A 20,555-nucleotide genomic window follows, 5' to 3' on the forward strand; every position below is an offset into this window, starting at 1 on the left:
GGCCTCAGCGCCCACGGCGCATCCCGGTCAGCTCCCACAGCGCCGGCAGCGCGAGCACGGCGAACACCGGCCAGGCGAAGTCCTCGACCGGGGTGAGCAGCACCCGCGGGCCCAGCAGCGCGTCCTGGCCGTAGCGGAACAGGTCCGCGCTGATCATCACCGTGTCGAAGACCGCGGTGAGCGCCACCAGCAGCACCCCGACCAGGAGGCTGGCAGCCCACCAGCGGCGCGGGAGGCGGGCGAGGCGGGCCGCGACCACGGCGAGGACCGCGCCCGCGACGACGAAGACGGTCCCGAGCAGCGCGTAGGTCATCGCTCGGCCCCGTTCCTGCTGCTGTCCGCACTCGTTCCGGCACTGGTCCCGCCCCTGGTCCCGGTGAGGATCCGGAGCACGGCCTGGTGCATCACCAGGGTGAAGTAGCACAGGAACAGCACGAAGAAGACCTCCTCCAGCGGCAGGTGCGGAGCGACCTCGATGCCGGTCATCCACCGGGCCGCTCCCCCTCGACGGTAGAAGTCCTGGCCGATCGCCACCAGGTCCCAGGCCAGGAACACGACCACACCGACGCCCAGCACGACGCCCGCGCGCCGCCAGTCGGCCCACAGCACCAGCCGCCACCGGCGGTCGACCAGCGCCATGCAGCCCAGCGGCAGGAGCAGCGCGGCGAGGTAGGCCAGATGGGTCATCCGGTGGTGTCCCGCGGCTCCAGCGGGGCGGAGGACCGGTCGCCGCGCAGCCGCTTCACGACGAGCTCCGCGCTGATCAGGCACATCGGGAGACCGATCCCGGGGACCGTGCTCGCGCCGGCGTAGTAGAGCCCCGAGACCTTGCGGGAGACGTTGCCGGTGCGCAAGAACGCGCTCTGCCGCAACGTGTGCGCCGGCCCGAGCGCACCGCCGGACCAGGCGTTCAGGTCGCGGGCGAAGTCGCCGGGCCCGAACGTACGCCGCACGCGGATCCGCGAGTGCAGGTCGGGGATGCCCGCCCAGGCCGCCACCTGGTCGATCGCGGCGTCGGTCGCCTTCTCCACCAGCGGGTCCCCGGCGCCGTCGGGTCCGCCGCTGCCGATCGCGACGTCGGCCGGGACCGGCACCAGCACGAAGAGGTTCTCCGAGCCCTCGGGGGCAACCGTGGGGTCGGTCTCCGAGGGCTTGCACACGTAGATCGACGCGGGGTCCGGGACCCGGGGGTGCTCACCGAAGATGTCGTCGAAGTTCGTGTGCCAGTCCTCGGTGAAGAACAGCGAGTGGTGCGGGAGCTCGGGCAGGGAGCCCTCGACGCCGAGGCAGGCCAGCACCGCGCCCGGCCCGGGATCGCGGGCGTCCCAGTAGGCCTGCGGGTAGGTCTGCTGCTCGCGGGGCAGCAGCTCGGTCTCGAGGTGGTGCAGGTCGGCGGCGCCGACCACCACGTCCGCGGCCAGGGTGTGCTCCACCCCGTCGGCTTCGCGATAGCGCACCCCGGTCACGGCCGGCCTGCCTCCTCGCCGCCTCCGGGTGCCGGCGCCGGCCCGCGTGGTGATCGCGGTGACGGTGGCCCCGGTGTGCAGCCTCGCCCCGGCGTCGCGGGCCACGCCGGCGAAGACCTGCAGCAGCTGCCCGAACCCGCCGCGGGGGTAGAGCACCCCGTCGGCGAGGTCGAGGCGGCTCATCAGGTGGTACATGCTCGGCGCCCGGTCCGGCGAGGTCCCCAGGAACACGGCCGGGTAGCCCAGCACCTGCCGGAGCCGCCGGTCGCGGAACCGCTGCGCGACGAAGCTCTCCAGGGTCTGGGTGAGCAGCCGGAGCAGGCGGGGGGTCCGCAGCACCACGTCCCACCGCGCCTGGCCGCTCAGGGTCTCGAAGTTGGAGTAGAGGAACCGTCGCAGCGCGACCGTGTAGGCGTCCTGCGCCGAGGCGAGGTACTGCTCCAGGGCCGCGCCCGCCCCCGGCTCGATCCGCTCGAAGGTGGCCACGTTGGTGTCCCGGTCGGCGTGGATGTCGACCGGCTCGGGGTGGCCCTCGTAGAACACCCGGTAGCCGGGGTCGAGCAGGCTGAGCCCCAGCTCCGCCCCGGCGTCACGGCCGAAGAGCTCGAAGAAGTGCTCGAAGACCTCCGGCATCAGGTACCACGACGGACCGGTGTCGAACCGGAACCCCTGGCTCTCCCAGGTCCCGATCCGCCCGCCCAGCTCCGCACGCTGCTCGAGCAGGTCGACGCTCCAGCCGTCGCGGGCGAGCAGGGCCGCCGTCGCGAGGCCGGCGATGCCGCCGCCGACGACGACCACGGAGCCGGCCGGCGTACGACGCGACTGGCGCGCCGCCGCGCTCACGAGATCCTCCGGACCAGCAGCGCCCGCAGCAGGACCTGCGCCTTGGCCGGCCCCGGGACCCGCACCCGTCCGCCGCGGATCACCTCCGCCGGGGTCGCGCGCAGCCGGCGGGCCAGCTCGAGGAACAACGCATGGGCAGCGAGCACGGCGCGCCTGCTGCTCGCCGGCAGCCGCGGGATCACCGCGGCGGCGCTCGCCAGGTCGCGGTCGATGTCGTCGAGGAGCACGTCGCGCTGGGCGTCGGTGAACGTGTCGAGGTCGACCCCGGGGAAGTAGTGGCGGCCGAGCACGCCCTGGTCCTCGGCCAGGTCGCGCAGGAAGTTCACCTTCTGGAAAGCGGCACCCAGGCTCCTGGCCCCCGGCGCGAGCCGCTCGTAGGCCGTCGCGTCCGCGGTGTCGGCGACGAAGACGCGCAGGCACATCAGGCCGACCACCTCGGCGGAGCCGTAGACGTACCGCTCCAGGCTGGCGGCGTCGTGCCGGGTGACGTGCAGGTCGGTGCGCATCGACTCGAAGAAGGGGTCGACGAGGTCGGGCGTGATCCCGACCGCCCGGGCCGTGGTGGCGAACGCGTGCACCACCAGGTTGCTGCTGCGGCCGTGCCGCATCGCGTGCAGCGTGTCCTCCCACAGCCGCTCCAGCAGCTGCTGGCGCTCGGCCACGCCGACTCCGGCGTCCGCGTCGTCGACGATCTCGTCGGCGATGCGGACCAGGGCGTAGACGTTGCGCACGTGGGTGCGCACGGGGTTGGCCAGCAGCCGGGACGCGGCCCCGAACGAGGTCGAGTAGGCGCTGATCACCAGGGCGGCGCTGCTCGCCGCCACGCTGTCGTAGCTTCCGGACCCCGAGCCGGCCGGCCTGAGCGTGCTCACGGCGCCCCGCTCAGCAGGTCGGTGCGCATCGCCGCGATCCAGGTGACGAGGTCGGCGGGGAGGTCGCCCCCGCGGGCCGTCTTCTCGGCCAGGTCGACGTGGGTGCTGACGAGCTCCTCGACGAAGCGGCGCGAGCCCGCGGTGGTGAGCAGCTCCCGGACCACCTCGGCGTCCGCCTCGGTGAGCGTGTCCAGGCCGACGTACGGCGCGATCGTCGGCCAGGCCGCGGTGGTGCGCGCGTGCGCGATCAGCGGCGTGGACTTGCCCGAGCGGAGGTCGCTCGTGGCGCTCTTGCCGGTGCGGGCGGGGTCTCCGAAGACGCCCTGGAGGTCGTCGGTCAGCTGGTAGGCCGTGCCCAGCGCGCGCCCCACCCGGCCGGCCACGTGCACCGCGTGCGCGGACGCCCCGGCGAGGATGCCGGCGGCCTGCAGCGGCAGCGCGAAGGAGTACTCGCCGGTCTTGCGCTCGGCCATCAGCAGCGCCTCCGCGACGGTCGGGCTCCCGGTGTCCGGACTCGTGCCCAGACTTGTGCCCGGACTGGTGCCCAGACTCATCCGCACGTCGCTCAGCTCACCGGCCGCCGTCGCGTGCAGCACCTGGTCGAACAGGTCCAGCAGCCGGCGTACGGTGCCGGGCTCGGCGGGACACAGCGCCACCGCGCGCAGCGCACCGGCGAGGGCGAGGTCTCCGGCAAGGATCCCGGCGGCCGTCCCGTAGGACCGGGCCCGCGCCGGGGACACGCCCTCGGCGAGCGCCTCCGCCACGTGGGCGCCCGAGACGTTGAGCCGCCCACGGCGTACGTCGTCGCCGTCGATCACGTCGTCGTGGACCACGAACGCGGTGTGCAGCAGCTCGATCGCCGCCCCGACGGCAGCGGCCGCGTCGTCGTCGGTCCCGCCCCAGGCCCGGTAGCCCACCTCGAACAGGGCCGGCCGGAACCGCTTCCCGCCCTCGGTCGCCGAGACCAGGCTGCGCCAGAGCCGGTGGTGGCCGCCGCCGATCCCGGCTGCCGTCGAGGTGCCCTCGTCGAGGAGACGCCCCAGCGTCCGGTCCGCGGCGGTGTCCGGCGATGCCTGCTGCGACCCGGACTGCGATCGGGGCCGACAGTGCGGATCCGCGCATGGATCAGGGGTCACCGGGGAACGCAAGGGGACCTCCTCCCCAGAACCGTGCTGCCGAGTTGTGCAATATGCTGAACAATACTTGCGCAACCTGAGGAGGCAAGATCACGGACGAGGAGCAGGCCGGGCCGACGCTGACCATCGGTGAGCTCGCGGCCCAGACGGGGGTGGCCGCCGGCACGCTGCGCACCTGGGAGTCGCGGTACGGCGTACCCACCCCGACGCGCTCGGCCAGCGGGCAGCGGCGCTACGTCCCCGAGGACGTGGAGCTGGTCCGCGAGACCCTCCGCCACCGCGCCCGAGGGCTGAGCATGCCCACGGCCGTGCAGCGGGCCCGCAGCCGTTCACAGCGCGACGAGACCTCCGTCTTCGCCGGGCTCCGGCGCCGGCACCCCGACCTGCGGGTCCAGCTGCTCCGCAAGCCGGGAGTGCTGGCCCTGTGCCGGGCCGTGGAGGACGAGTGCGCGGCCCAGGCGGACCGGCCGCTGCTGTTCGCAGCCTTCCAGCGCACCGACCTCTACGAGGCCTCGCGCCGGCGCTGGTCGGAGCTGTCCCGCACCTCGCTGGCCACGTTCGTGTTCGCGGACTTCGACCCCGGCGTCGCGGCCCCCGACCGGCCCGCTGAGGCGCCCACCGAGGTGCCGGTGCCCTTCGACTCGCCCCTGAACCGGGAGTGGGTGCTGGTCTGCGACTCCGAGGAGCACCCCGGCTGCGTCGTGGGCTGGGAACGTCCGGGCGAGCCCGGGGAGGAGGACGCCTCCCGGCGATTCGAGACCTTCTGGTCCGTCGACCCCCAGGTGGTGCGTGACGCCGCCCGGCTGTGCGCCCGGCTCAGCGAGACCCTGCTGCCCGGGAGCACGTTCGCCCACTGGGCCGTGCTCGAGGACACCCCGGCACCGGCCTCGGAGCAGACCCAGCGCGCCGTGGCCGTGCTGGACCGGGTGCTGCAGTACCTCGCCCTGGCCGTCGACCAGGCCGGCTGAACCGGTCCAGGGTTCACGATCCGGCTCGGGCCGAGGCGTACGCCGGATCGGTCTCCTCGACCCTGTCCCCTGCCGGACCCTTCGGCCTCGCGGGCCACCAGGCGCGGTCTCCGAGCAGCACCAGGATCGCCGGCAGCAGCACCAGGCGGATCACGGTGGCGTCGACGAGGATCGCCGCGGAGAGGCCGACGCCCATCATCTTCATCTCCAGCATCGACAAGGTGGTGAAGATGGCGAACACCGAGACCATTACCGCAGCCGCGCTGGTCACCACCCCGGCCGTGCTGGCCTGGCTGCAGGTCTAGCCGGTTCGCTCAGAGCGACGAGTCAGACCGATGAGTCAGGCCGACCGGTCGGGCCGGGCCCACTCGAGCAGCCGGTCGAGCGGCCAGGTGTTCACGACCCGGTCCGGGTCCAGGCCCAGCTCCGCGGCCCGAGCGGCGCCGTAGGACAGGAAGTCCAGCTGCCCCGGGGCGTGCGCGTCGCTGTCGATGGAGAACAGGCAGCCGAGGTCGATCGCCTTGCGGAGCAGGTCCGTGGGCGGGTCGCGGCGCTCGGGCCTGGAGTTGATCTCCACGGCGGTGCCGGACTCGCGGCAGGCGGTGAAGACCCGCTCGGGATCGAACTCCGACTGCTCGCGCGTGCCCCGGTTGCCGGTGACCAGACGGCCGGTGCAGTGGCCGAGGACGTTGACGAACGGGTTCTCCACGGCGGTCACCATCCGCCTGGTCATCGCCTCGGCATCCATTGCGAGCTTGGAGTGCACCGAGGCGACGCGCACCTCGAGCCGGTCCAGCATCTCCTCGCTCTGGTCCAGGGAGCCGTCGTCGAGGATGTCGACCTCGATGCCCTTGAGCAGCCGGAACCCGGCTCCGTCGGCGGCCGAGCCCAGGTGCTGGTTGACCGCGTCGACCACCTCGAGCTGGCGGGCGAGCCGGACGGCGGAGAGCCCGTTGGCCACCCGCAGCCGCGGGGAGTGGTCGGTGAGCACGAGGTACTCGTGGCCGAGCTCCATCGCGGTGAACGCCATCTCCTCGATCGGCGAGCCGCCGTCGGACCAGTCGCTGTGCGAGTGCAGGTCGCCGCGCAGCCGGCCGCGGAGCTCCTCGCCGCCCTCCACGAGCGGGCCGCCGCTCTCCTGCTCGAGCGCGGCCAGCCGTTTCGGCGTACGCCCCTCGACGGCGTCCTCGATCACCTCCGCGGTCGAGGCCCCGATCCCGGGCAGGTCGCGCAGCGTGCCGGCGCGGACCCGCTCGGCGACCTCCTCGCCCAGCGGCAGGATGGTGTCGGCCGCGGAGCGGAACGCCTTGACCTTGTAGGCCTCCGCCCGGCTCCGCTCGAGCAGGAACGCGATCCGGCGCAGGGCGGCGACCGGCCCGGCGGTGTAGCTCTGGTCTGCGGCAGTCACGGGTTCATTGTGGCGGCCCCGGCGTCCACAGCACAGCACCCGTCCTCCACACACTGTCCACAGGGTTATCCACAGCCGGTGCGTAACCGGTGGGCTTCTCGGGACTGACCCACATTGACCGGCGCGGCCAGGCTGGCTAGCGTTACCGCCCACAAGGGGCCCTCGACGAGTGCCTCCTGCATTCGCAAGGGGAAGGCAAATGCAGGAGTTTCGTCGAGGGCCTCGCTTTTTGCGTTCCCGTCGAGGCACACTTCGTAACGAAATCCCCCAAAGCGCCGCGCAGCGTGGCGTTGATCTGAGAACCACCCGACAAACACCTCGAGGCGGGAGACACTGCAGCCGTGGACGGGGTTGAGCGATGACGACGGCGGACCGGCCGGTGGTCGGCCTGGAGAAGGCCGCGACCGGCATCACCGGGTTCGACGAGATCACCAACGGTGGGCTGCCGCGCGGGCGCCCGACCCTGGTGACCGGCGCCGCGGGGTCGGGGAAGACGATGTTCGGCCTCGAGTTCCTCGTGCGCGGCGCGCGCGACCTCGGCGAGCCCGGGGTGCTGCTCGCGTTCGAGGAGTCCCGCGAGGACATCGTCACCAACGTGGCCTCCCTCGGCTTCGACGTCGAGCAGCTCGAGCGTGACGGCCTGCTCGCCATCGACACCTTCCGGCTCGACCCCACCGAGATCATCGAGACCGGTGCGTTCGACCTCGAGGGCCTGTTCATCCGGCTCGCCATGGCCGTCGAGTCCGTAGGCGCCAAGCGGGTCGTGCTGGACACGATCGAGCTGCTGTTCAGCGCCCTGCCCAACGAGGCGATCATCCGCGGCGAGCTCGGCCGGCTGTTCCGCTGGCTCAAGGAGCGCGGCCTCACGGTGGTGATCACCGGCGAGCGCGGCGGTCCCGGCACCCTGACCAGGTTCGGCATCGAGGAGTACGTCTCGGACTGCGTGGTCAGCCTCGACCACCGGGTCCGCGACGAGATCACGACCCGCCGTCTGCGGGTGGTGAAGTACCGCGGCTCGCTGCACGGCACCAACGAGTACCCCTTCCTGATCACCGGGAACGGGCTGGTCGTCGTACCGATCACCTCGGTCGGCCTGACCTACGAGGCCTCCGACGAGCGGATCTCCAGTGGCATCGCCCGCCTCGACGAGATGCTCGCCGGCGGCGTCTTCCGCGGGTCGTCGGTGATGATCAGCGGCACGGCGGGCACCGGCAAGACGAGCATCGGCGCCGTGATGGCCGACGCCTCCTGCGCCCGGGGCGAGAAGACGCTGTTCTTCTCCTTCGAGGAGTCACCGGCCCAGCTGGTGCGCAACATGCGCTCGATCGGCATCGACCTGGGCCGCTGGACCGACTCGGGACTGCTCCTGGTGGAGTCCGTGCGTCCCACCGCGTTCGGGTTCGAGGAGCACCTCGCCATGCTGCACCGCCTCCTCGACGAGCACGAGCCCGACCTGGTGGTCCTCGACGCCGTCGCCAGCCTCACCCACGCCGGGGCCCGCGGCGACACCACGTCTGCGATCTCGCGCGACCTCGACCTGCTGAAGGGACGCGGGATCACCACCGTGATGACAACGCTGACCCACGGGGCCAGCCAGGAGTCCAGCGAGGTCGACGTCTCCTCGCTGGTCGACACCTGGATGCTGCTGCGCAACGACGAACGCAACGGCGAACGCAACCGACAGCTGTTCGTGATCAAGAGCCGGGGCTCGGCCCACTCCAACCAGGTGCGTGAGTTCGTGCTCACCGATTCGGGGGCCGAGCTGCTCGACGTGTACGTCGGCCCCGACGGCGTCCTCACCGGGTCCGAGCGCACCGAGCAGATCTCCTGGGAGCAGGTCTCGCAGGCGACCCGCGCGGACGAGATCGACCGCCGCCGTCAGGAGCTGGCGCAGCGCTCGGCCGCGCTCCGGGCGCAGGTGGCCGCCCTCGAGGCCCAGCTGGTGGCCGAGAACGCCGAGGTCGAGCGGTTCATCGCCTCCGAGGCGCAGGGCCGCGCCTCCGCCATGGCCGCCCGCGCCTCCCAGGGCCGGCAGCGCGCCGGCAACGAGGGCCTGACCGGGGCGGGCGAGCGATGAGCCACACCACCGGGAGCAGCGACCCGGACGCCTCCCCCGCGACACCGATGGGTGACGACGCGACCTACGACCTGCGGCTCTACGTCGCCGGCCAGTCGCCACGCTCGGTTCGCGCGCTGGAGAACCTGCGCCGCGTCTGCGACGAGCACCTCGCCGGGCGCTACCGGGTGGAGGTGATCGACCTCCTGGTCAATCCCGCGCTCGCGCGCGGGGACGAGATCGTGGCCGTGCCGACACTGGTCCGCAAGCTGCCCGAGCCGATCCGCAAGATCATCGGCGACCTCTCCGACACCGACCGCGTCCTCGTCGGTCTCCAGGTGCGTCCGCCGGGCCAGAGTCCCCAGTGACGGTCGAGCACGCCACCCGGTGGTCACTCACGCTCTACATCAGCGGCGCCTCGCGTCGATCGATGGAGGCCGTGGACGCCGTACGCCGTATCTGTGACGACGACCTGGCCGGGCTGGTGGACCTGGACGTGATCGACGCGCTCGAGCACCCCGAGCTCCTGGAGCGGGACCACATCCTGGCGCTGCCGACCCTGGTCAAGCACTCGCCCTCGCCACCGCGCCACCTGGTCGGCCACCTCACCGACGACGTCCGGATCCGCTCCGGGCTCGACCTCGCCCCGCGAGCGGCGACTCACGGCGTGCCGCCGTCCTCCCACCCGGGCGAGTCGCGATGAGCCGAGAACCGAGTCCCGACGTCAGCCAGGAGCAGGCCTTCGAGGACAACGACGGGCACGACATGGTCGAGCTCCGCCGCCAGATCTCCTACCTGGAGGAGACGCTGACGGCGATCAGCAGCGGTGGCGTGGACGCCGTGGTCATCGGCGGTCCCCAGGAGGAGCAGGTCTACACGCTCACCAGCGCCGACCGGCCCTACCGGGTCATCGTCGAGCGCATGGGCGAGGGAGCCGCCACGGTCTCCGAGCGCGGCGTCATCCTGTTCGCCAACCCGCAGCTGGCCAGCCTGCTCGAGGTGGATCGCACCACGATGATCGGGCGCGACATCACCGACTACGTCGAGGAGGACCAGCGCGACGCACTGCTGGAGCTCCTCGAGACCACGGCGATGGACACGTGGCGCACCGAGCTCACGATCCGCCGTACCGACCTCTCCGAGGTGCCGGTGCTCGTCGCCGTCACCGCCCTCGACATGGAAGGAGTCCTCGTGCGCTGCCTCGTCTTCACCGACCTCACCATGCAGAAGCTCGTCGAACGGCAGTCGGCCGAGGACGCGGCCCGGACCGAGCGCCAGCGGGTCGCGCGGGAGGTCAACGACACGATCGTGCAGGGCCTGGTGACCGCTGAGATGGCGCTGGACCTGGGCCGGATCAGTGCGGCACGCCGCGCGATCGCGAGCACCTCGCTGCAGGCCCGGCGATGGATCGGCGAGCTCGCCGTGGACCAGCAGGTCCAGCCCGGGACGGCCGTGCGCAGCGCACCGGCGGCGGTGGAGCCCCGATGACCGAGAACGTCAATGTGCTGGTCGTCGACGACTCGGCCGACCTGCGTGAGCTGATCAGCATGGTGATCGAACGTCACCCCGAGGGCTGGCAGGTCGTCGGCACCGCCGCGGAGGGCCAGCAGGCGGTGGACATGGCCAGGCAACGCCAGCCGGACCTGGTGCTGCTCGACATCGCGATGCCGGTGATGGACGGGATGCAGGCACTGCCCCTGATCCGTCAGGCGGCGCCGGACGCGGTGGTCGTGATGCTCTCGGGCTACCCGTTCGCCACCGGCGGGCAGGGGGCCCTGAACGCGGGCGCGCACGGCTACCTGGAGAAGTCGGACCTGGTCCGCAGCCTGCTCCCCCGCCTCGAGCAGATCCTGCTCGAGGCCGGGACCGAGGATGGGCCGAAGATGCCGGGCCCGGCCGAGGCCTGACCGGCAGGCGGCTAGACGCCCCGGAACACGGGGTCGCGCTTCGCCCGTGCCGCCGCGATGCCTTCCTGCAGGTCGGCGGTGGCCAGGGTGACCGGCTGCGCCAGCGCCTCCCACTGCAGGCAGGACTCGAAGTCGCTGTGCCCGCCGTCGCGCAGCGCCAGCGTGGTGTAGCGGCTCGCGATCGGCGCAGTGGCGGCGATCCCCTCCGCGATCTCCTGGACGCGCTCCCCGAGCTCCTCGGCCTCGAAGACGCGGGAGACCAGGCCGAGCTCGCGGGCCTCATCGGCCTCCACCGTGCGTCCGGTGAGCAGCAGCTCGCGGGCGTTGGCCTCGCCCACCACGTTGGGCAGCAGGTAGGTGGCGGCCATCCCCGGGTGCATCCCGAGCTTGACGAACGGGGCCCCCAGCCGGGCCCCGCGTGCGGCGTACCGGATGTCGCAGGCCAGGGCCAGGCACAGCCCCGCGCCGATCGCGGGTCCGTTGACCGCGGCGATCGTGGGCACCTCGAGCTTCCGGATGCTCAGCCAGGCCCGGTAGAAGGCCATCATCCGGGTCCGCAGGTAGTCGACCTCGGCCTCGGGCTCGCTCGCGATCCAGCCGGTGTTGCCGCCCGAGCAGAACGCCGTGCCCTCGCCGGTCACCACCACCACCCGCACCGAGTCGTCGGCCGCGAGCTCGTCGATCGCAGCCACCCACGACGCGGTCATCGCATCCGACATCGCGTTGCGCTGGCCGGGGTTGTCAAGCACCAGGCGGGCGACCCCGGGGGCCGGCCGCTCCAGCCGGAGGTGCGCGTTCGGGCTGATCTGCTCGGAGTTCGGCGACATGGCCGGAGATTACCGCCGCAGGACACGTTCGGCCGCCTGACCCTCCCCTGCGGGGATTGAGCCTGAGCGTGGTCTACGCTCGATCGAGGTTCGAAAACACCGAACCCCGGCGGGTTTCCCCGAACCCCTCCCGCCGAGACGACCAGAACTATCAATGAGGAGGCCGTCATGGCGGAAACCTGGAGCGGCGAGTTCTACTGCGTGAAGTGCAAGGAGAAGCGCGAGGCGAGCGGCGAGGTGAGGGTCAACGACAAGGGCACCCGGATGGCCAAGGCTGTCTGCCCCGTCTGCGGCACCAACCTGAACCGCATCCTCGGCAAGGCCTGAGCACCACACGACTCAGCCTGCGAGACACACGGCGGGACCCCTCCTCGGAGGGGTCCCGCCGTTGCTGTTCCCGGCGCCTGTGGATTGAGGTTTCGCCCTCGCCGCCGGCCCACCTAGCGTCCCGGCCATGCCGACCCGCCAGCCGTCCCCGTCCCTCGCGCCGGGGCTGCGCGTCGTACGCCGCGGGCTGCACCACCTCCAGGTCGGCCTGCACGACGGGCGCCGCGTGCTGCTGCCCCGCACCGAGGTCGTGCAACGCGCACTGACGCTGCTGCTCGAACGACGGCTCGACGTCGCCACGCTGGCGACCGATCCCGGCCTCGCCGAGGTGCTCGAACGCCTGCAGCGCAACGGGTGCCTGGCCTGGGGACGCGAACGAGGACGAGCCCCCGCGACCGTGGCCGTGCTCGGCGACGCCCCGGTCCCCGGGGTGCCCGGGCTCGCCGAGCTGTTCGGGACAGCCGGCCTGCGCACCACCACGTCGGCGGTGGGAGCCGACGTGGTCGTCGTGGCCAGCTGGGGTGAGCTCGACCGCGAGCGGCTCGACCCCCTGGTCCGTGACGCCAGGACGCACCTCGTCGTACGCCTCGTCGACGGCGACGCCGTGCTGGGCCCGTTCGTGGTGCCCGGGACCACGCCGTGCCTGCGCTGCATCGACGCCCACCAGGCTGTCGCCGACCCCGACCACGTCGCCGTGACCGCGAGGTACGTGCACGCCTCGGCCCTGCCCCGGCCCGACGGGGTGCCCGACCTCGACCCCACGCTGGTCTCGCTCGCGCGGGCCTGGGCAGCCCGTGACGTGATCGCCCACCTCGACGGGCACGAACCCTCGACCTGGTCGAGAACGATCGTCCTGGCAGCCGAACCGGCCCGGCGGCGTGAGCAGGAATGGCTGCGACATCCGGGATGTGGCTGCTGCTGGTCGGCGGATTCGCCTGTGTCGGGCACCATGGGGTCATGACCCACACCGAGGATCGGGGTCGCGAGTGAGCGAGCTCCCCCGCCGGGCAGTCGCCCGCACCGCCAAGCTCGCGGCACTGCCGCTGGGCTACGCGGGTCGCACCGCGCTCGGACTCGGCAGGCGCATCGGCGGCGCCTCGGCGGAGTCCGTGCTCACCGACGTGCAGCAGCGCACCGCCGAGCAGCTGTTCCGCACCCTCGGGGACCTCAAGGGCGGGGCGATGAAGTTCGGTCAGGCGATGTCGATCTTCGAGGCCGCCCTGCCCGACGAGGTGGCGGCGCCGTACCGCGACCAGCTGACCCGGCTGCAGGACGCCGCTCCCCCGATGCCGACGATCACCGTGCGCGAGATCCTCGGCCGTGAGCTGGGCCCGGACTGGAAGAAGCAGCTGGTCGAGCTCGACCCGGTGCCGGCAGCCGCCGCGTCGATCGGACAGGTCCACCGGGGCCGGTGGGCCGACGGCAGGGACGTGGCGCTGAAGGTGCAGTACCCCGGTTCGGCCGAGGCGCTGACCGCCGACCTGCGCCAGATCGCCCGGGTCGCGCGAGGCATCGGGCCGCTGGTGCCCGGCCTGGACGTGAAGCCGCTGATCGCCGAGCTGCAGGAGCGGGCGGTCGAGGAGCTCGACTACCAGCTCGAGGCGCAGGCCCAGCGCACCTTCGCGCTCGCCTACCGCGACGACCCCGACATCGTTGTCCCCGACGTCGTCGCCTCGGCCGGGACGGTGCTGGTCACCGAGTGGATGGAGAGCACCGACTCCCTGGCGCACGTCATCCGGGAGGGGACGCAGGAGGAGCGCGACCACTACGGCTACCACCTGCTGCGGTTCATGTTCGGCGCCCCGAGCCGGACCGGCATGCTGCACGCCGATCCGCACCCCGGCAACTTCCGGCTGCTGCCGAATGAGGACGGCAGCCCCGGCCGGCTGGGCGTGCTCGACTTCGGCGCCGTCGCGCGACTGCCCGAGCGGCGCCTGCCCCGCTCCCTGGGGGCGCTGATCCGGATCGCCACGATGGAGGACTACGAGCAGCTGGTGACCGCGTTGCGCGACGAGGGCTTCATCCGCGAGCGCGTGCGCGTCGACGCCGAGCAGCTGCGCGCCTACCTCGGCCCGTTCATCGAGCCCGCGAGCGTGGAGGAGTTCCAGTTCTCCCGCTCCTGGATGCAGGAGCAGTTCCGCCGGCTCAACGATCCTCGTGGCGACGCGTACTCCGCCATGCTGAGGCTGAACCTGCCTCCGGCGTACATGCTGATCCATCGCACGTTCGCCGGAGGCATCGCGGTGCTCAGCCAACTCGAGGCCAAGGTGCCGTTCCGCCAGGTGCTGCGCGACTCGTTCCCCGGTTACATCAGCTGAGCGCCCCTCAGATCGCCCGTTCAGATCGCCCGCTCAGATCGCCCGGGCCAGGGCGAGCCGTGCCCGGCTGGCAGCCCGCTCGGCCCGCCGCGAGACCCGCGCGGACTTCCGCGCCAGCCGCCGGGCCCTGCGCTGCAGCCGGTCCACGACCGCTGCCCGCCGGGCCCGGCGACGGCGCTCGGCGTCGGCCAGGCGCGCCTCGTGCTCGGCGCGGGCCAGGTCGACGAAGAGGTCGTTCATCGTCGTGCTCCGTTCTGGTGATGTGCGCTCAGGCAGCCGTCACGACTGACCTTCGAACGTCGGTGGAGACCGGGGTGGGAGCCTCGGCCTGGTTCTTGCGGGGGCGGCCCCGCGGACGCTTGCGCGGGACGACCACGCCGGCGATGACGAGCTCGCCGCCCCACACGCCCCACGGCTCGCGGCGCTCGAGGGCGCTCGCCAGGCACTGCGTGCGGATCGGGCAGAGCTGGCACAGCGCCTTCGCCGCCTCCACGTCGGTGGGCGACTCGGCGAAGTAGAGCTCCGGGTCCTCGTTGCGGCAGGGCAGGTCCGCCTCGTCGATGCGTGCTGTCCGGACAGCGCTGGTGCGCATCCGGATCACCTCCTCGTGAGGGTGTCGTTCTGGTGGGCTGGGGCTGGTGGTGGGATCCGCCGGCGTCCTGGGACAACACGAAGGCCGCGGATCCCGTGGTGGGTTCCGCGGCCTGGAGGCAGCTGAGGGTGAGCGTGGGCTCAGGTGATCAGCGGACTCCAGGGGCGGCAACCCATGGCCATGGCGGCGTCGTTCGCGTGGCGGTAGCGCACCTGCGGGCAGGCTCCGGCGACGGAACCACCGAGGGTGGGCGCGACGAACGCGGCCCACGTAGTGGCCGGGGTCTGGTTGTACAGCTTCATGTCGCACCTCCTTCGTGGTCGGTCAGGGCGGACAGCCCGAATGAACAGGAGCGACGCTACGCCGACCCCGATCCGCCGCGCAATCGATTTATTGCGCGCATCTTTCCCACTGCCCTCGCGGGCCGCTCTTCAGCCGAGGATCTCGAGCAGCTCCTCGGCGTACTTGTCGAGCTTGGACTTGCCGATGCCGTTGATCGACTGCAGCCCGCGACGGTCGGTGGGCTTGACCTCGGCGAGCGCCTCGAGGGTCGCGTCGGAGAACACCACGAAGGCCGGCACGCTCTCCGCCTCGGCCTGCTCCTTGCGCCAGGAGCGGAGCAGCTCGAACAGCTCCTCGTCGTAGGGGACGGGGCAGTCCTGGCAGTAGCCGCGGTTGCGTTCGCGCGAGCTGGCTAGCGGGCGCTGGCACTGCTTGCACGCGGCCGCCTTCTTCGCGCGGTGACGAGACCCCGGGGCGGATCGCGCTCCCCCGGCGCGGTCGGTCTCCTGGTCTGTTGCTGAGGCGGGCCGGAGTCCTGCCAGGAAGCGCGAGGGCCTGCGCCTGGCCTGGCCCCCGGGGTTGCGTGCCAGCGCCCAGGACACCCACAGGTGGACGCGGGCCCGGGTCACACCGACGTAGAGCAGCCGCCGCTCCTCCTCCACTGCCGCGGGCGTGTCGGCGTAGGTGATCGGCATCGACCCCTCCTGCATCCCGCACAGGAACACCGCGTCCCACTCCAGGCCCTTGGCGGCGTGCAGGGTCGCGAGGGTCACGCCCTCCGCGACCGGGGCGTGCTGCTCGTGGGCCCGGCGGTCGAGCTCGGCGACGAAGCTGGCCAGGGTGGGGACGCGCTCGGCGGCGGTCTCGCTCGCGACGTGCACCGAGGCCTGCGAGACCAGCGCCTGCAGCGACTCCCACCGGTCGCGCGCCTGGCCCCGGGCGGTCGGCGCCTCGGTCGACCAGCCCATGCCGGTGAGCACCGCGCGGACCTGGTCGACGAGCTCGTCTGACTCCTCCGCGCCGGCGCGCAGCTGCCCGCGCATCAGCGCCAGCGCCTGGCGCACCTCCTGGCGCTCGAAGAACCTGGCTGCTCCACGGACGACGTAGGCGATCCCCCGCTCGGTGAGCGCCTCCTCGAACGCCTCGGACTGGGCGTTGATGCGGAACAGCACCGCCATCTCGCTCAGCGGCACGCCCTGGTCCATCAGCTTGCTGACCTGCTTGGCGACGGCCTCGGCCTCGGCGACCTCGTCGGGCGCCTCGCGCCAGGTCACCTCGGGTCCGGCCTCGCGCTGGGACCGGAGCATCACGCTGGTGGTTGCGGAGTCCTTGAGCAGCGCGTTGGCGGCCCCGATCACCTGCGGCGTCGAGCGGTAGTTGCGCACCAGCTCCACGTTGGTCGCGCCTGGGAACTTGACCGGGAACTCGGTCAGGTAGCTGGCCCGGGCTCCGGCGAAGGAGTAGATCGTCTGCGCCGGGTCGCCCACGACGCAGATCTCGTCGCGTCCACCGAGCCACAGGTCGAGCAGGGTCGACTGGATCGGGCTGACGTCCTGGAACTCGTCGACGGTGAACCAGCGGTACTGGCGGCGCACCTCGGCGGCGACCCGCTCGTCCTCGCTGAGCAGAGCGGCGCCGATCAGGAGCACGTCCTCCATGTCCATCCGGCCCTGGTCGCGCTTGAGCTCCTCGTAGCTGCCGAAGACGCGGGCCACGGTCGCGTGGTCGAGACCGGCGACCTCCCGCCCCCGTCCCGGGGCCACTCGCTCGTAGTCGTCGGGGCGCACGTTGCTCACCTTGGACCACTCGATCTCGCTGGCCAGGTCGCGCAGGGCCGCCTGGTTGACCTCGACCCGGTTGCTGCGCGCGGCTGCGGCGATGGTCGGGATCTTGGAGACGGTCAGCTCGGGCGGCTGGCCGCCGTACACCTTGGGCCAGAAGTAGCGCACCTGGCGCAGCGCCGCGGAGTGGAACGTGCGCGCCTGGACCGCTGAGGCGCCCATCGAGCGCAGGCGCGTGCGCATCTCCCCGGCCGCGCGGGTGGTGAAGGTCACCGCGAGGACCTCCATCGGGTTGTAGACCCCCGAGGCCACGCCGTAGGCGATCCGGTGCGTGATCGCCCGGGTCTTCCCGGTGCCCGCCCCCGCCAGGACCCGCACGGGGCCGCGCAGAGCGGTGGCCACCTCCCGCTGCTCGGGGTCGAGCGCGCTCAGGAGCTCATCGGCATGCATCGGAAATGTTCTCCGTCCCTTCTGCGTTGAGGCCGGTGTCGAGCGTAGACGCGAGAGAGGACACTCAGTGACCCAGGAGTCCACAGCCGTGGAGAACCAGGCCAGCTTCACCATGTACACCACCCCGTGGTGCGGATACTGCCACCGCCTGCGCAGCCAGCTGGACCGCGAGGGGATCAGCTACAGCGTCGTCGACATCGAGCAGGACCCCACCGCGGTCGAGATCGTGATGTCGGCCAACAACGGCAACCAGACCGTCCCCACCCTGGTCTTCACCGACGGGACCGCCCAGACCAACCCGTCCTTGGCCCAGGTCAAGGAGAAGATCGCCAGCCTCTGAGTTCGGATCCGGATAGTCCGAGACGTTTCCGTCGTCAGTCCGCCACTTGTACGACGGAAACGTCTCGGACTATCCGTCTACCAGCGACCCGGCAGCGGGCCGCCGTACCAGCTCTCGATCAGGGAGCGGGAGATCGAGACGCCGCCCGGTAGGACGAGGTCGCCGGAGGTGGCTCCGGCGTGCAGCTCTGCGCGGGTGAACCACTGGGCCTCCTCGATCTCCGAGCCGTCGACGTCGATCTCGGAGCCGGTGGCGCGGCCGGTGAAGCCGATCATCAGGCTCGCCGGCAGCGGCCAGGGCTGGCTGCCGAAGTAGGCCACGTCCCCGACGATGACGCCGGTCTCCTCGAACACCTCGCGGCGTACGGCGTCCTCCATCGTCTCGCCTGGCTCGACGAACCCGGCGAGGGTGGAGAAGCGGCCCTGGGGCCAGGCCGGGCTACGACCGAGCAGGGCCCGTTCCTCGTCACTCCCGGGCTCCCCGTCGGTGACCAGCATGATCACCGCCGGGTCCGAGCGCGGGAACTGGTCCTTGCCGCACGACGTGCAGCGCAGCACGTGACCGGACTGGCGCGACTCCAGCCGGCCACCGCACCTGGGGCAGTGCCGGGTCGACCAGTGCCACTCCGCGAGGCCGATCGCGTGCAGCACCAGCGGGGCGTCCTCGAGGTCGCTGTCGGCCAGTGACTGCACGATCGTGCGCAGCACCACCCATTCCTCCGGGTCCCCCGGCGCCTGCGCGGGCTCGACGATGACGGCGAAGTGCTGCACACCGTCACGCTCGCCCAGCAGGATCCGGATCCCGTCGGGAGCCTCCTGGGGACTGACCCAGGTGATCCGGCCGCCGAGCGGGCGCAGCCGCGAGCCGGCGATGACCAGCACCCTGGTCGCCGGCTCGGCCCACCGCGCCTCGAGCCAGGAGTCGTCGGTGCGGTGCAGCCCGTGCCGGTCGTGTGCGTGCTCGGAGAGCGCCACGTGTGGCAGCTGCCGGCCGCCGGGAGTCGCCGGCGTCACGGCGTGGTCTCGCCGGAGCTGTCCGGGAGCGCCCCGGGCGGTCTGCCCAGCCACTCGGTGAAGGCTCGGTTGTCGTATGGCCGGCCCAGGAAGTCCTCGACGAGGTCGGCGGCGTCGCGGGACCCGCCGGGGGCGAGGACGGTGTCGCGGTAGCGGTGGGCCACCTCCGGCGCGAACAGGTCCTCGGGGTCGAACGCCGAGAACAGGTCCTTCGCGATCACCAGGCTCCACATGTAGGTGTAGTACGCCGAGGAGTACCCGTCGAGGTGGCCGAAACCCGCGTGGAAGTGGGTGTCGGGCAGCATCGCGACCAGGCTGTAGCGCTCCATCAGGTCCTGGAGCCCTGTCGTCAGGTGGGCCGGGCGGTCGTGGTGGAACCAGTACGAGATCGCGGCGTACGCCATCTGGGTGCGGGCCAGGAACGCCTTGCCGAACTCGTCGGCCGCCCGGATCCGGAGCACCAGGTCCTCGGGGATCGGCGTGCCCTCGGAGTCGGTGGCGAACCCCCGCAGCACGTCGGCGTCGCGGGCCCACTCCTCCAGCAGCTGCGAGGGGGCCTCCACGAAGTCCCACTCGGTGGCCACCCCGGAGAAGCGCACCCACTCGTGCCTGCCGGCCAGCACGTGGTGCATCAGGTGACCGAACTCGTGGAACAGCGTGACCACGTGGGCGGGCTCCATCAGCCCGCGGGAGAAGTTGCACACCAGGACGCCCTCGGGCAGCTGGCGGCCCAGCACCCCGGGGACGAGGGTGAACTGCGCCGCGTGGTTGTACTTGCGGGCGCGCGGGTGCAGGTCGAGGTGGATCCGCCCGAGCAGCTGGCCGTTCTCGGCCAGGGTCACGTCGTAGGAGGTCACCTCGGGGTGCCAGGCCGGCGCGTCGACCTCGGTGTAGGTGAGCCCGAACAGCCGGCCGGTCACGTCGAGGAGCCCCTGGCGGACCTTGGCAAAGTCGAAGTAGCGGCGGACCTCCTGGGCGCTCACGCCGTAGCGGTCCCGCTTGAGCGCCTCGAGATGGTGGCGCCAGTTGCTGAAGTCGATCACGTCCTCGCCCTCGGCCACGCCGTAGAGCAGCAGCTGCTCGATCTCGTCGCGCCCGGCCGCCTCGGAGGCAGCGGCGATCTCGTCGATGAACCTCGGGATCCGCGGCCCCTCGCCGATCATCTTCACCTCGGCGTCGTAGCTGGGCCAGTCGTCGTACCCCAGCAGCTTGGCCTTCTCCTCGCGGACCTCGAGCAGCTCGGCGAGGACCGGGTCGTTCTCGGGCCAGCCGATGTTGAGGAACGCGTGCGCCACGCGGCGACGGGTCTCCGGGTCCTCGGCATGGGTCAGCACCGGCATCGTGTCGGGGGTGTCCGTGCTGATCTCCACCAGGCCGTCGGCTCCGGGCGGGCGCTCGGCGAGGTAGTCCTGCGGCAGACCCGCGAGCGCCGAGACCGGCACCGACGTCGTACGACGGCCGTCGCGGATCCTGCGGGTGAAGGTCTGCGAAAGCTCGCTCCCCCGGCGATCGAGCTCTCGCAACCGGGCACGGATGTCCTCGTCCAGGTCGACCCCGGCACGCCGGAAGGAACGCAGCGCGTCCTCGAGCATCCGCCGGGCCGGCTCGTCGAGCCCCGCGACGTCGACCGAGGACAGCTGGGCGAAGACGGCCTCGTCGAGGTAGAGGTCGGTGCTGAACCGCTGGGCCTCGATCTCGAAGGCCTCCGCCGCCTCCATCACTGCCGGATCGGGATGCACCGCGGCGGCCAGCGAGCTGAGCGCGAACACCCCGGCGAGCGCGATGTGGACGTCGTTCCACAGCTGCAGGATCGCGCCGTCGCCGCTGGGAGCACTCTTCAGCGCGGCCACCTCGGTGCCGGCGTCGCGGAGGCCGTCGGCCGCGCGCCGCTCGACCCAGTCGAGCCAGCCCCCCGGCTCGCTGGGCATCGTGAGGGGCTGCAGCGGGGCGGTCGCATCCATGCCTGCGA

At 72.1% G+C, this 20,555-nt stretch carries 23 protein-coding genes and 1 pseudogene; 10 read left to right on the forward strand and 14 right to left on the reverse strand.

Annotated features, from left to right (window positions below; all coding sequences use genetic code 11):
• Window positions 1–4: 4 nt before the first annotated feature.
• From AC4BGC_RS14220 to AC4BGC_RS14240, 5 genes are read right to left on the reverse strand one after another with little or no spacing between them, the layout of a single operon-like run.
• A complete protein-coding gene (locus AC4BGC_RS14220; protein ID WP_490556349.1) occupies window positions 5–313 on the reverse strand; it encodes a lycopene cyclase domain-containing protein in 309 nt (102 codons plus the stop codon).
• Window positions 310–687 (reverse strand): lycopene cyclase domain-containing protein, encoded by a 378-nt coding sequence (locus AC4BGC_RS14225; RefSeq protein ID WP_490556350.1) that lies wholly within the window; start codon window positions 685–687, stop codon window positions 310–312. Before AC4BGC_RS14225 ends, AC4BGC_RS14220 begins: the two co-directional genes overlap by 4 nt.
• The gene (gene crtI, locus AC4BGC_RS14230) at window positions 684–2,309 is read right to left on the reverse strand and encodes a phytoene desaturase family protein (RefSeq protein ID WP_490556351.1); all 1,626 of its coding nucleotides are present in this window, start codon (window positions 2,307–2,309) and stop codon (window positions 684–686) included. Before crtI ends, AC4BGC_RS14225 begins: the two co-directional genes overlap by 4 nt.
• Window positions 2,306–3,181 (reverse strand): phytoene/squalene synthase family protein, encoded by an 876-nt coding sequence (locus tag AC4BGC_RS14235; protein WP_490556352.1) that lies wholly within the window; start codon window positions 3,179–3,181, stop codon window positions 2,306–2,308. Before AC4BGC_RS14235 ends, crtI begins: the two co-directional genes overlap by 4 nt.
• Window positions 3,178–4,317: a polyprenyl synthetase family protein gene (locus tag AC4BGC_RS14240; RefSeq protein ID WP_490556353.1), complete on the reverse strand. Its 1,140-nt coding sequence runs from the start codon at window positions 4,315–4,317 to the stop codon at window positions 3,178–3,180. The genes AC4BGC_RS14235 and AC4BGC_RS14240 overlap by 4 nt, the downstream gene beginning before the upstream one ends.
• A 125-nt stretch (window positions 4,318–4,442) precedes the next feature.
• On the opposite strand from AC4BGC_RS14240, the gene AC4BGC_RS14245 reads away from it, so the two are divergent.
• Window positions 4,443–5,285: a DICT sensory domain-containing protein gene (locus AC4BGC_RS14245; protein ID WP_490557187.1), complete on the forward strand. Its 843-nt coding sequence runs from the start codon at window positions 4,443–4,445 to the stop codon at window positions 5,283–5,285.
• 13 nt (window positions 5,286–5,298) lie between these two features.
• Here AC4BGC_RS14245 and AC4BGC_RS14250 read toward each other — a convergent pair.
• Window positions 5,299–5,562 (reverse strand): annotated as a pseudogene (locus AC4BGC_RS14250) (MMPL family transporter); the annotation flags it as partial.
• Window positions 5,563–5,625: 63 nt separating this feature from the next.
• Complete coding sequence (locus tag AC4BGC_RS14255) at window positions 5,626–6,693, reverse strand: PHP domain-containing protein (protein WP_490556354.1); 1,068 nt, start codon at window positions 6,691–6,693, stop codon at window positions 5,626–5,628.
• A 358-nt stretch (window positions 6,694–7,051) separates the two neighbouring features.
• Between AC4BGC_RS14255 and kaiC the strand changes: the two genes are divergently transcribed.
• The 5 genes from kaiC to AC4BGC_RS14280 are packed head-to-tail and all read left to right on the forward strand — an operon-like array spanning window position 7,052 to window position 10,656.
• The gene (gene kaiC, locus AC4BGC_RS14260) at window positions 7,052–8,770 is read left to right on the forward strand and encodes a circadian clock protein KaiC (RefSeq protein WP_490547761.1); all 1,719 of its coding nucleotides are present in this window, start codon (window positions 7,052–7,054) and stop codon (window positions 8,768–8,770) included.
• The gene (locus AC4BGC_RS14265) at window positions 8,767–9,117 is read left to right on the forward strand and encodes a circadian clock KaiB family protein (protein ID WP_490547760.1); all 351 of its coding nucleotides are present in this window, start codon (window positions 8,767–8,769) and stop codon (window positions 9,115–9,117) included. The genes kaiC and AC4BGC_RS14265 overlap by 4 nt, the downstream gene beginning before the upstream one ends.
• Window positions 9,114–9,452: a circadian clock KaiB family protein gene (locus AC4BGC_RS14270; protein ID WP_490556355.1), complete on the forward strand. Its 339-nt coding sequence runs from the start codon at window positions 9,114–9,116 to the stop codon at window positions 9,450–9,452. The genes AC4BGC_RS14265 and AC4BGC_RS14270 overlap by 4 nt, the downstream gene beginning before the upstream one ends.
• Window positions 9,449–10,237: a DUF8755 domain-containing protein gene (locus AC4BGC_RS14275; RefSeq protein WP_490556356.1), complete on the forward strand. Its 789-nt coding sequence runs from the start codon at window positions 9,449–9,451 to the stop codon at window positions 10,235–10,237. The genes AC4BGC_RS14270 and AC4BGC_RS14275 overlap by 4 nt, the downstream gene beginning before the upstream one ends.
• Entirely contained in the window at window positions 10,234–10,656 is a 423-nt protein-coding gene (locus AC4BGC_RS14280; protein ID WP_490547757.1) for a response regulator transcription factor, read from the forward strand. Before AC4BGC_RS14275 ends, AC4BGC_RS14280 begins: the two co-directional genes overlap by 4 nt.
• A gap of 11 nt (window positions 10,657–10,667) precedes the next feature.
• On the opposite strand, the gene AC4BGC_RS14285 is transcribed toward AC4BGC_RS14280, so the two are convergent.
• Window positions 10,668–11,483, reverse strand: coding sequence for an enoyl-CoA hydratase/isomerase family protein (locus AC4BGC_RS14285; RefSeq protein ID WP_490556357.1), 816 nt, complete (start codon window positions 11,481–11,483; stop codon window positions 10,668–10,670).
• Between the two features lie 168 nt (window positions 11,484–11,651).
• Here AC4BGC_RS14285 and AC4BGC_RS14290 point away from each other — a divergent pair, with 168 nt between their 5' ends.
• From AC4BGC_RS14290 to AC4BGC_RS14300, 3 genes are all read left to right on the forward strand, one after another.
• A complete protein-coding gene (locus tag AC4BGC_RS14290; RefSeq protein WP_196804019.1) occupies window positions 11,652–11,810 on the forward strand; it encodes a DUF5679 domain-containing protein in 159 nt (52 codons plus the stop codon).
• Between the two features lie 127 nt (window positions 11,811–11,937).
• Complete coding sequence (locus AC4BGC_RS14295; protein ID WP_490556358.1) at window positions 11,938–12,771, forward strand: hypothetical protein; 834 nt, start codon at window positions 11,938–11,940, stop codon at window positions 12,769–12,771.
• A gap of 25 nt (window positions 12,772–12,796) precedes the next feature.
• Window positions 12,797–14,128, forward strand: a complete 1,332-nt coding sequence (locus tag AC4BGC_RS14300; protein WP_490556359.1) for an ABC1 kinase family protein — start codon at window positions 12,797–12,799, stop codon at window positions 14,126–14,128.
• 33 nt (window positions 14,129–14,161) lie between these two features.
• On the opposite strand, the gene AC4BGC_RS14305 is transcribed toward AC4BGC_RS14300, so the two are convergent.
• From AC4BGC_RS14305 to AC4BGC_RS14320, 4 genes are all read right to left on the reverse strand, one after another.
• Window positions 14,162–14,368, reverse strand: a complete 207-nt coding sequence (locus tag AC4BGC_RS14305) for a hypothetical protein (protein WP_490556360.1) — start codon at window positions 14,366–14,368, stop codon at window positions 14,162–14,164.
• 28 nt (window positions 14,369–14,396) lie between these two features.
• Window positions 14,397–14,720 (reverse strand): WhiB family transcriptional regulator, encoded by a 324-nt coding sequence (locus AC4BGC_RS14310; protein WP_490556361.1) that lies wholly within the window; start codon window positions 14,718–14,720, stop codon window positions 14,397–14,399.
• Window positions 14,721–14,860: 140 nt separating this feature from the next.
• Window positions 14,861–15,022 carry a hypothetical protein gene (locus AC4BGC_RS14315; protein ID WP_490556362.1) on the reverse strand — a complete coding sequence of 54 codons (162 nt, stop codon included), beginning with the start codon at window positions 15,020–15,022 and terminating at the stop codon, window positions 14,861–14,863.
• Window positions 15,023–15,151: 129 nt separating this feature from the next.
• On the reverse strand, window positions 15,152–17,233 hold the full coding sequence (locus tag AC4BGC_RS14320) for an ATP-dependent DNA helicase UvrD2 (RefSeq protein ID WP_490547750.1): 2,082 nt from the start codon (window positions 17,231–17,233) through the stop codon (window positions 15,152–15,154).
• 112 nt (window positions 17,234–17,345) lie between these two features.
• On the opposite strand from AC4BGC_RS14320, the gene AC4BGC_RS14325 reads away from it, so the two are divergent.
• The gene (locus AC4BGC_RS14325; RefSeq protein ID WP_490548452.1) at window positions 17,346–17,573 is read left to right on the forward strand and encodes a mycoredoxin; all 228 of its coding nucleotides are present in this window, start codon (window positions 17,346–17,348) and stop codon (window positions 17,571–17,573) included.
• Between the two features lie 77 nt (window positions 17,574–17,650).
• Here the strand turns inward: AC4BGC_RS14325 and nudC are convergent, their stop codons facing one another.
• Both nudC and AC4BGC_RS14335 read right to left on the reverse strand, forming a co-directional pair.
• A complete protein-coding gene (gene nudC / locus AC4BGC_RS14330; protein WP_490556363.1) occupies window positions 17,651–18,586 on the reverse strand; it encodes an NAD(+) diphosphatase in 936 nt (311 codons plus the stop codon).
• Entirely contained in the window at window positions 18,583–20,547 is a 1,965-nt protein-coding gene (locus tag AC4BGC_RS14335; protein WP_490556364.1) for a M3 family metallopeptidase, read from the reverse strand. The genes nudC and AC4BGC_RS14335 overlap by 4 nt, the downstream gene beginning before the upstream one ends.
• Between the last annotated feature and the right edge of the window lie 8 nt (window positions 20,548–20,555).

The organism is Nocardioides sp. Z38_18 (assembly GCF_058215695.1).

What these genes read in the sequence shown, in the direction of transcription:
- AC4BGC_RS14310 (WP_490556361.1), bottom strand. Translation starts at nt 14,720, where the DNA reads ATGCGCACCAGCGCTGTCCGGACAGCACGCATCGACGAGGCGGACCTG.
- AC4BGC_RS14220 (WP_490556349.1), bottom strand. Translation starts at nt 313, where the DNA reads ATGACCTACGCGCTGCTCGGGACCGTCTTCGTCGTCGCGGGCGCGGTC.
- AC4BGC_RS14295 (WP_490556358.1), top strand. Translation starts at nt 11,938, where the DNA reads ATGCCGACCCGCCAGCCGTCCCCGTCCCTCGCGCCGGGGCTGCGCGTC.
- AC4BGC_RS14335 (WP_490556364.1), bottom strand. Translation starts at nt 20,547, where the DNA reads ATGGATGCGACCGCCCCGCTGCAGCCCCTCACGATGCCCAGCGAGCCG.
- AC4BGC_RS14305 (WP_490556360.1), bottom strand. Translation starts at nt 14,368, where the DNA reads ATGAACGACCTCTTCGTCGACCTGGCCCGCGCCGAGCACGAGGCGCGC.
- AC4BGC_RS14315 (WP_490556362.1), bottom strand. Translation starts at nt 15,022, where the DNA reads ATGAAGCTGTACAACCAGACCCCGGCCACTACGTGGGCCGCGTTCGTC.
- AC4BGC_RS14225 (WP_490556350.1), bottom strand. Translation starts at nt 687, where the DNA reads ATGACCCATCTGGCCTACCTCGCCGCGCTGCTCCTGCCGCTGGGCTGC.
- AC4BGC_RS14325 (WP_490548452.1), top strand. Translation starts at nt 17,346, where the DNA reads ATGTACACCACCCCGTGGTGCGGATACTGCCACCGCCTGCGCAGCCAG.
- AC4BGC_RS14320 (WP_490547750.1), bottom strand. Translation starts at nt 17,233, where the DNA reads ATGCATGCCGATGAGCTCCTGAGCGCGCTCGACCCCGAGCAGCGGGAG.
- AC4BGC_RS14280 (WP_490547757.1), top strand. Translation starts at nt 10,234, where the DNA reads ATGACCGAGAACGTCAATGTGCTGGTCGTCGACGACTCGGCCGACCTG.
- kaiC (WP_490547761.1), top strand. Translation starts at nt 7,052, where the DNA reads ATGACGACGGCGGACCGGCCGGTGGTCGGCCTGGAGAAGGCCGCGACC.
- AC4BGC_RS14275 (WP_490556356.1), top strand. Translation starts at nt 9,449, where the DNA reads ATGAGCCGAGAACCGAGTCCCGACGTCAGCCAGGAGCAGGCCTTCGAG.
- AC4BGC_RS14285 (WP_490556357.1), bottom strand. Translation starts at nt 11,483, where the DNA reads ATGTCGCCGAACTCCGAGCAGATCAGCCCGAACGCGCACCTCCGGCTG.
- AC4BGC_RS14265 (WP_490547760.1), top strand. Translation starts at nt 8,767, where the DNA reads ATGAGCCACACCACCGGGAGCAGCGACCCGGACGCCTCCCCCGCGACA.
- AC4BGC_RS14290 (WP_196804019.1), top strand. Translation starts at nt 11,652, where the DNA reads ATGGCGGAAACCTGGAGCGGCGAGTTCTACTGCGTGAAGTGCAAGGAG.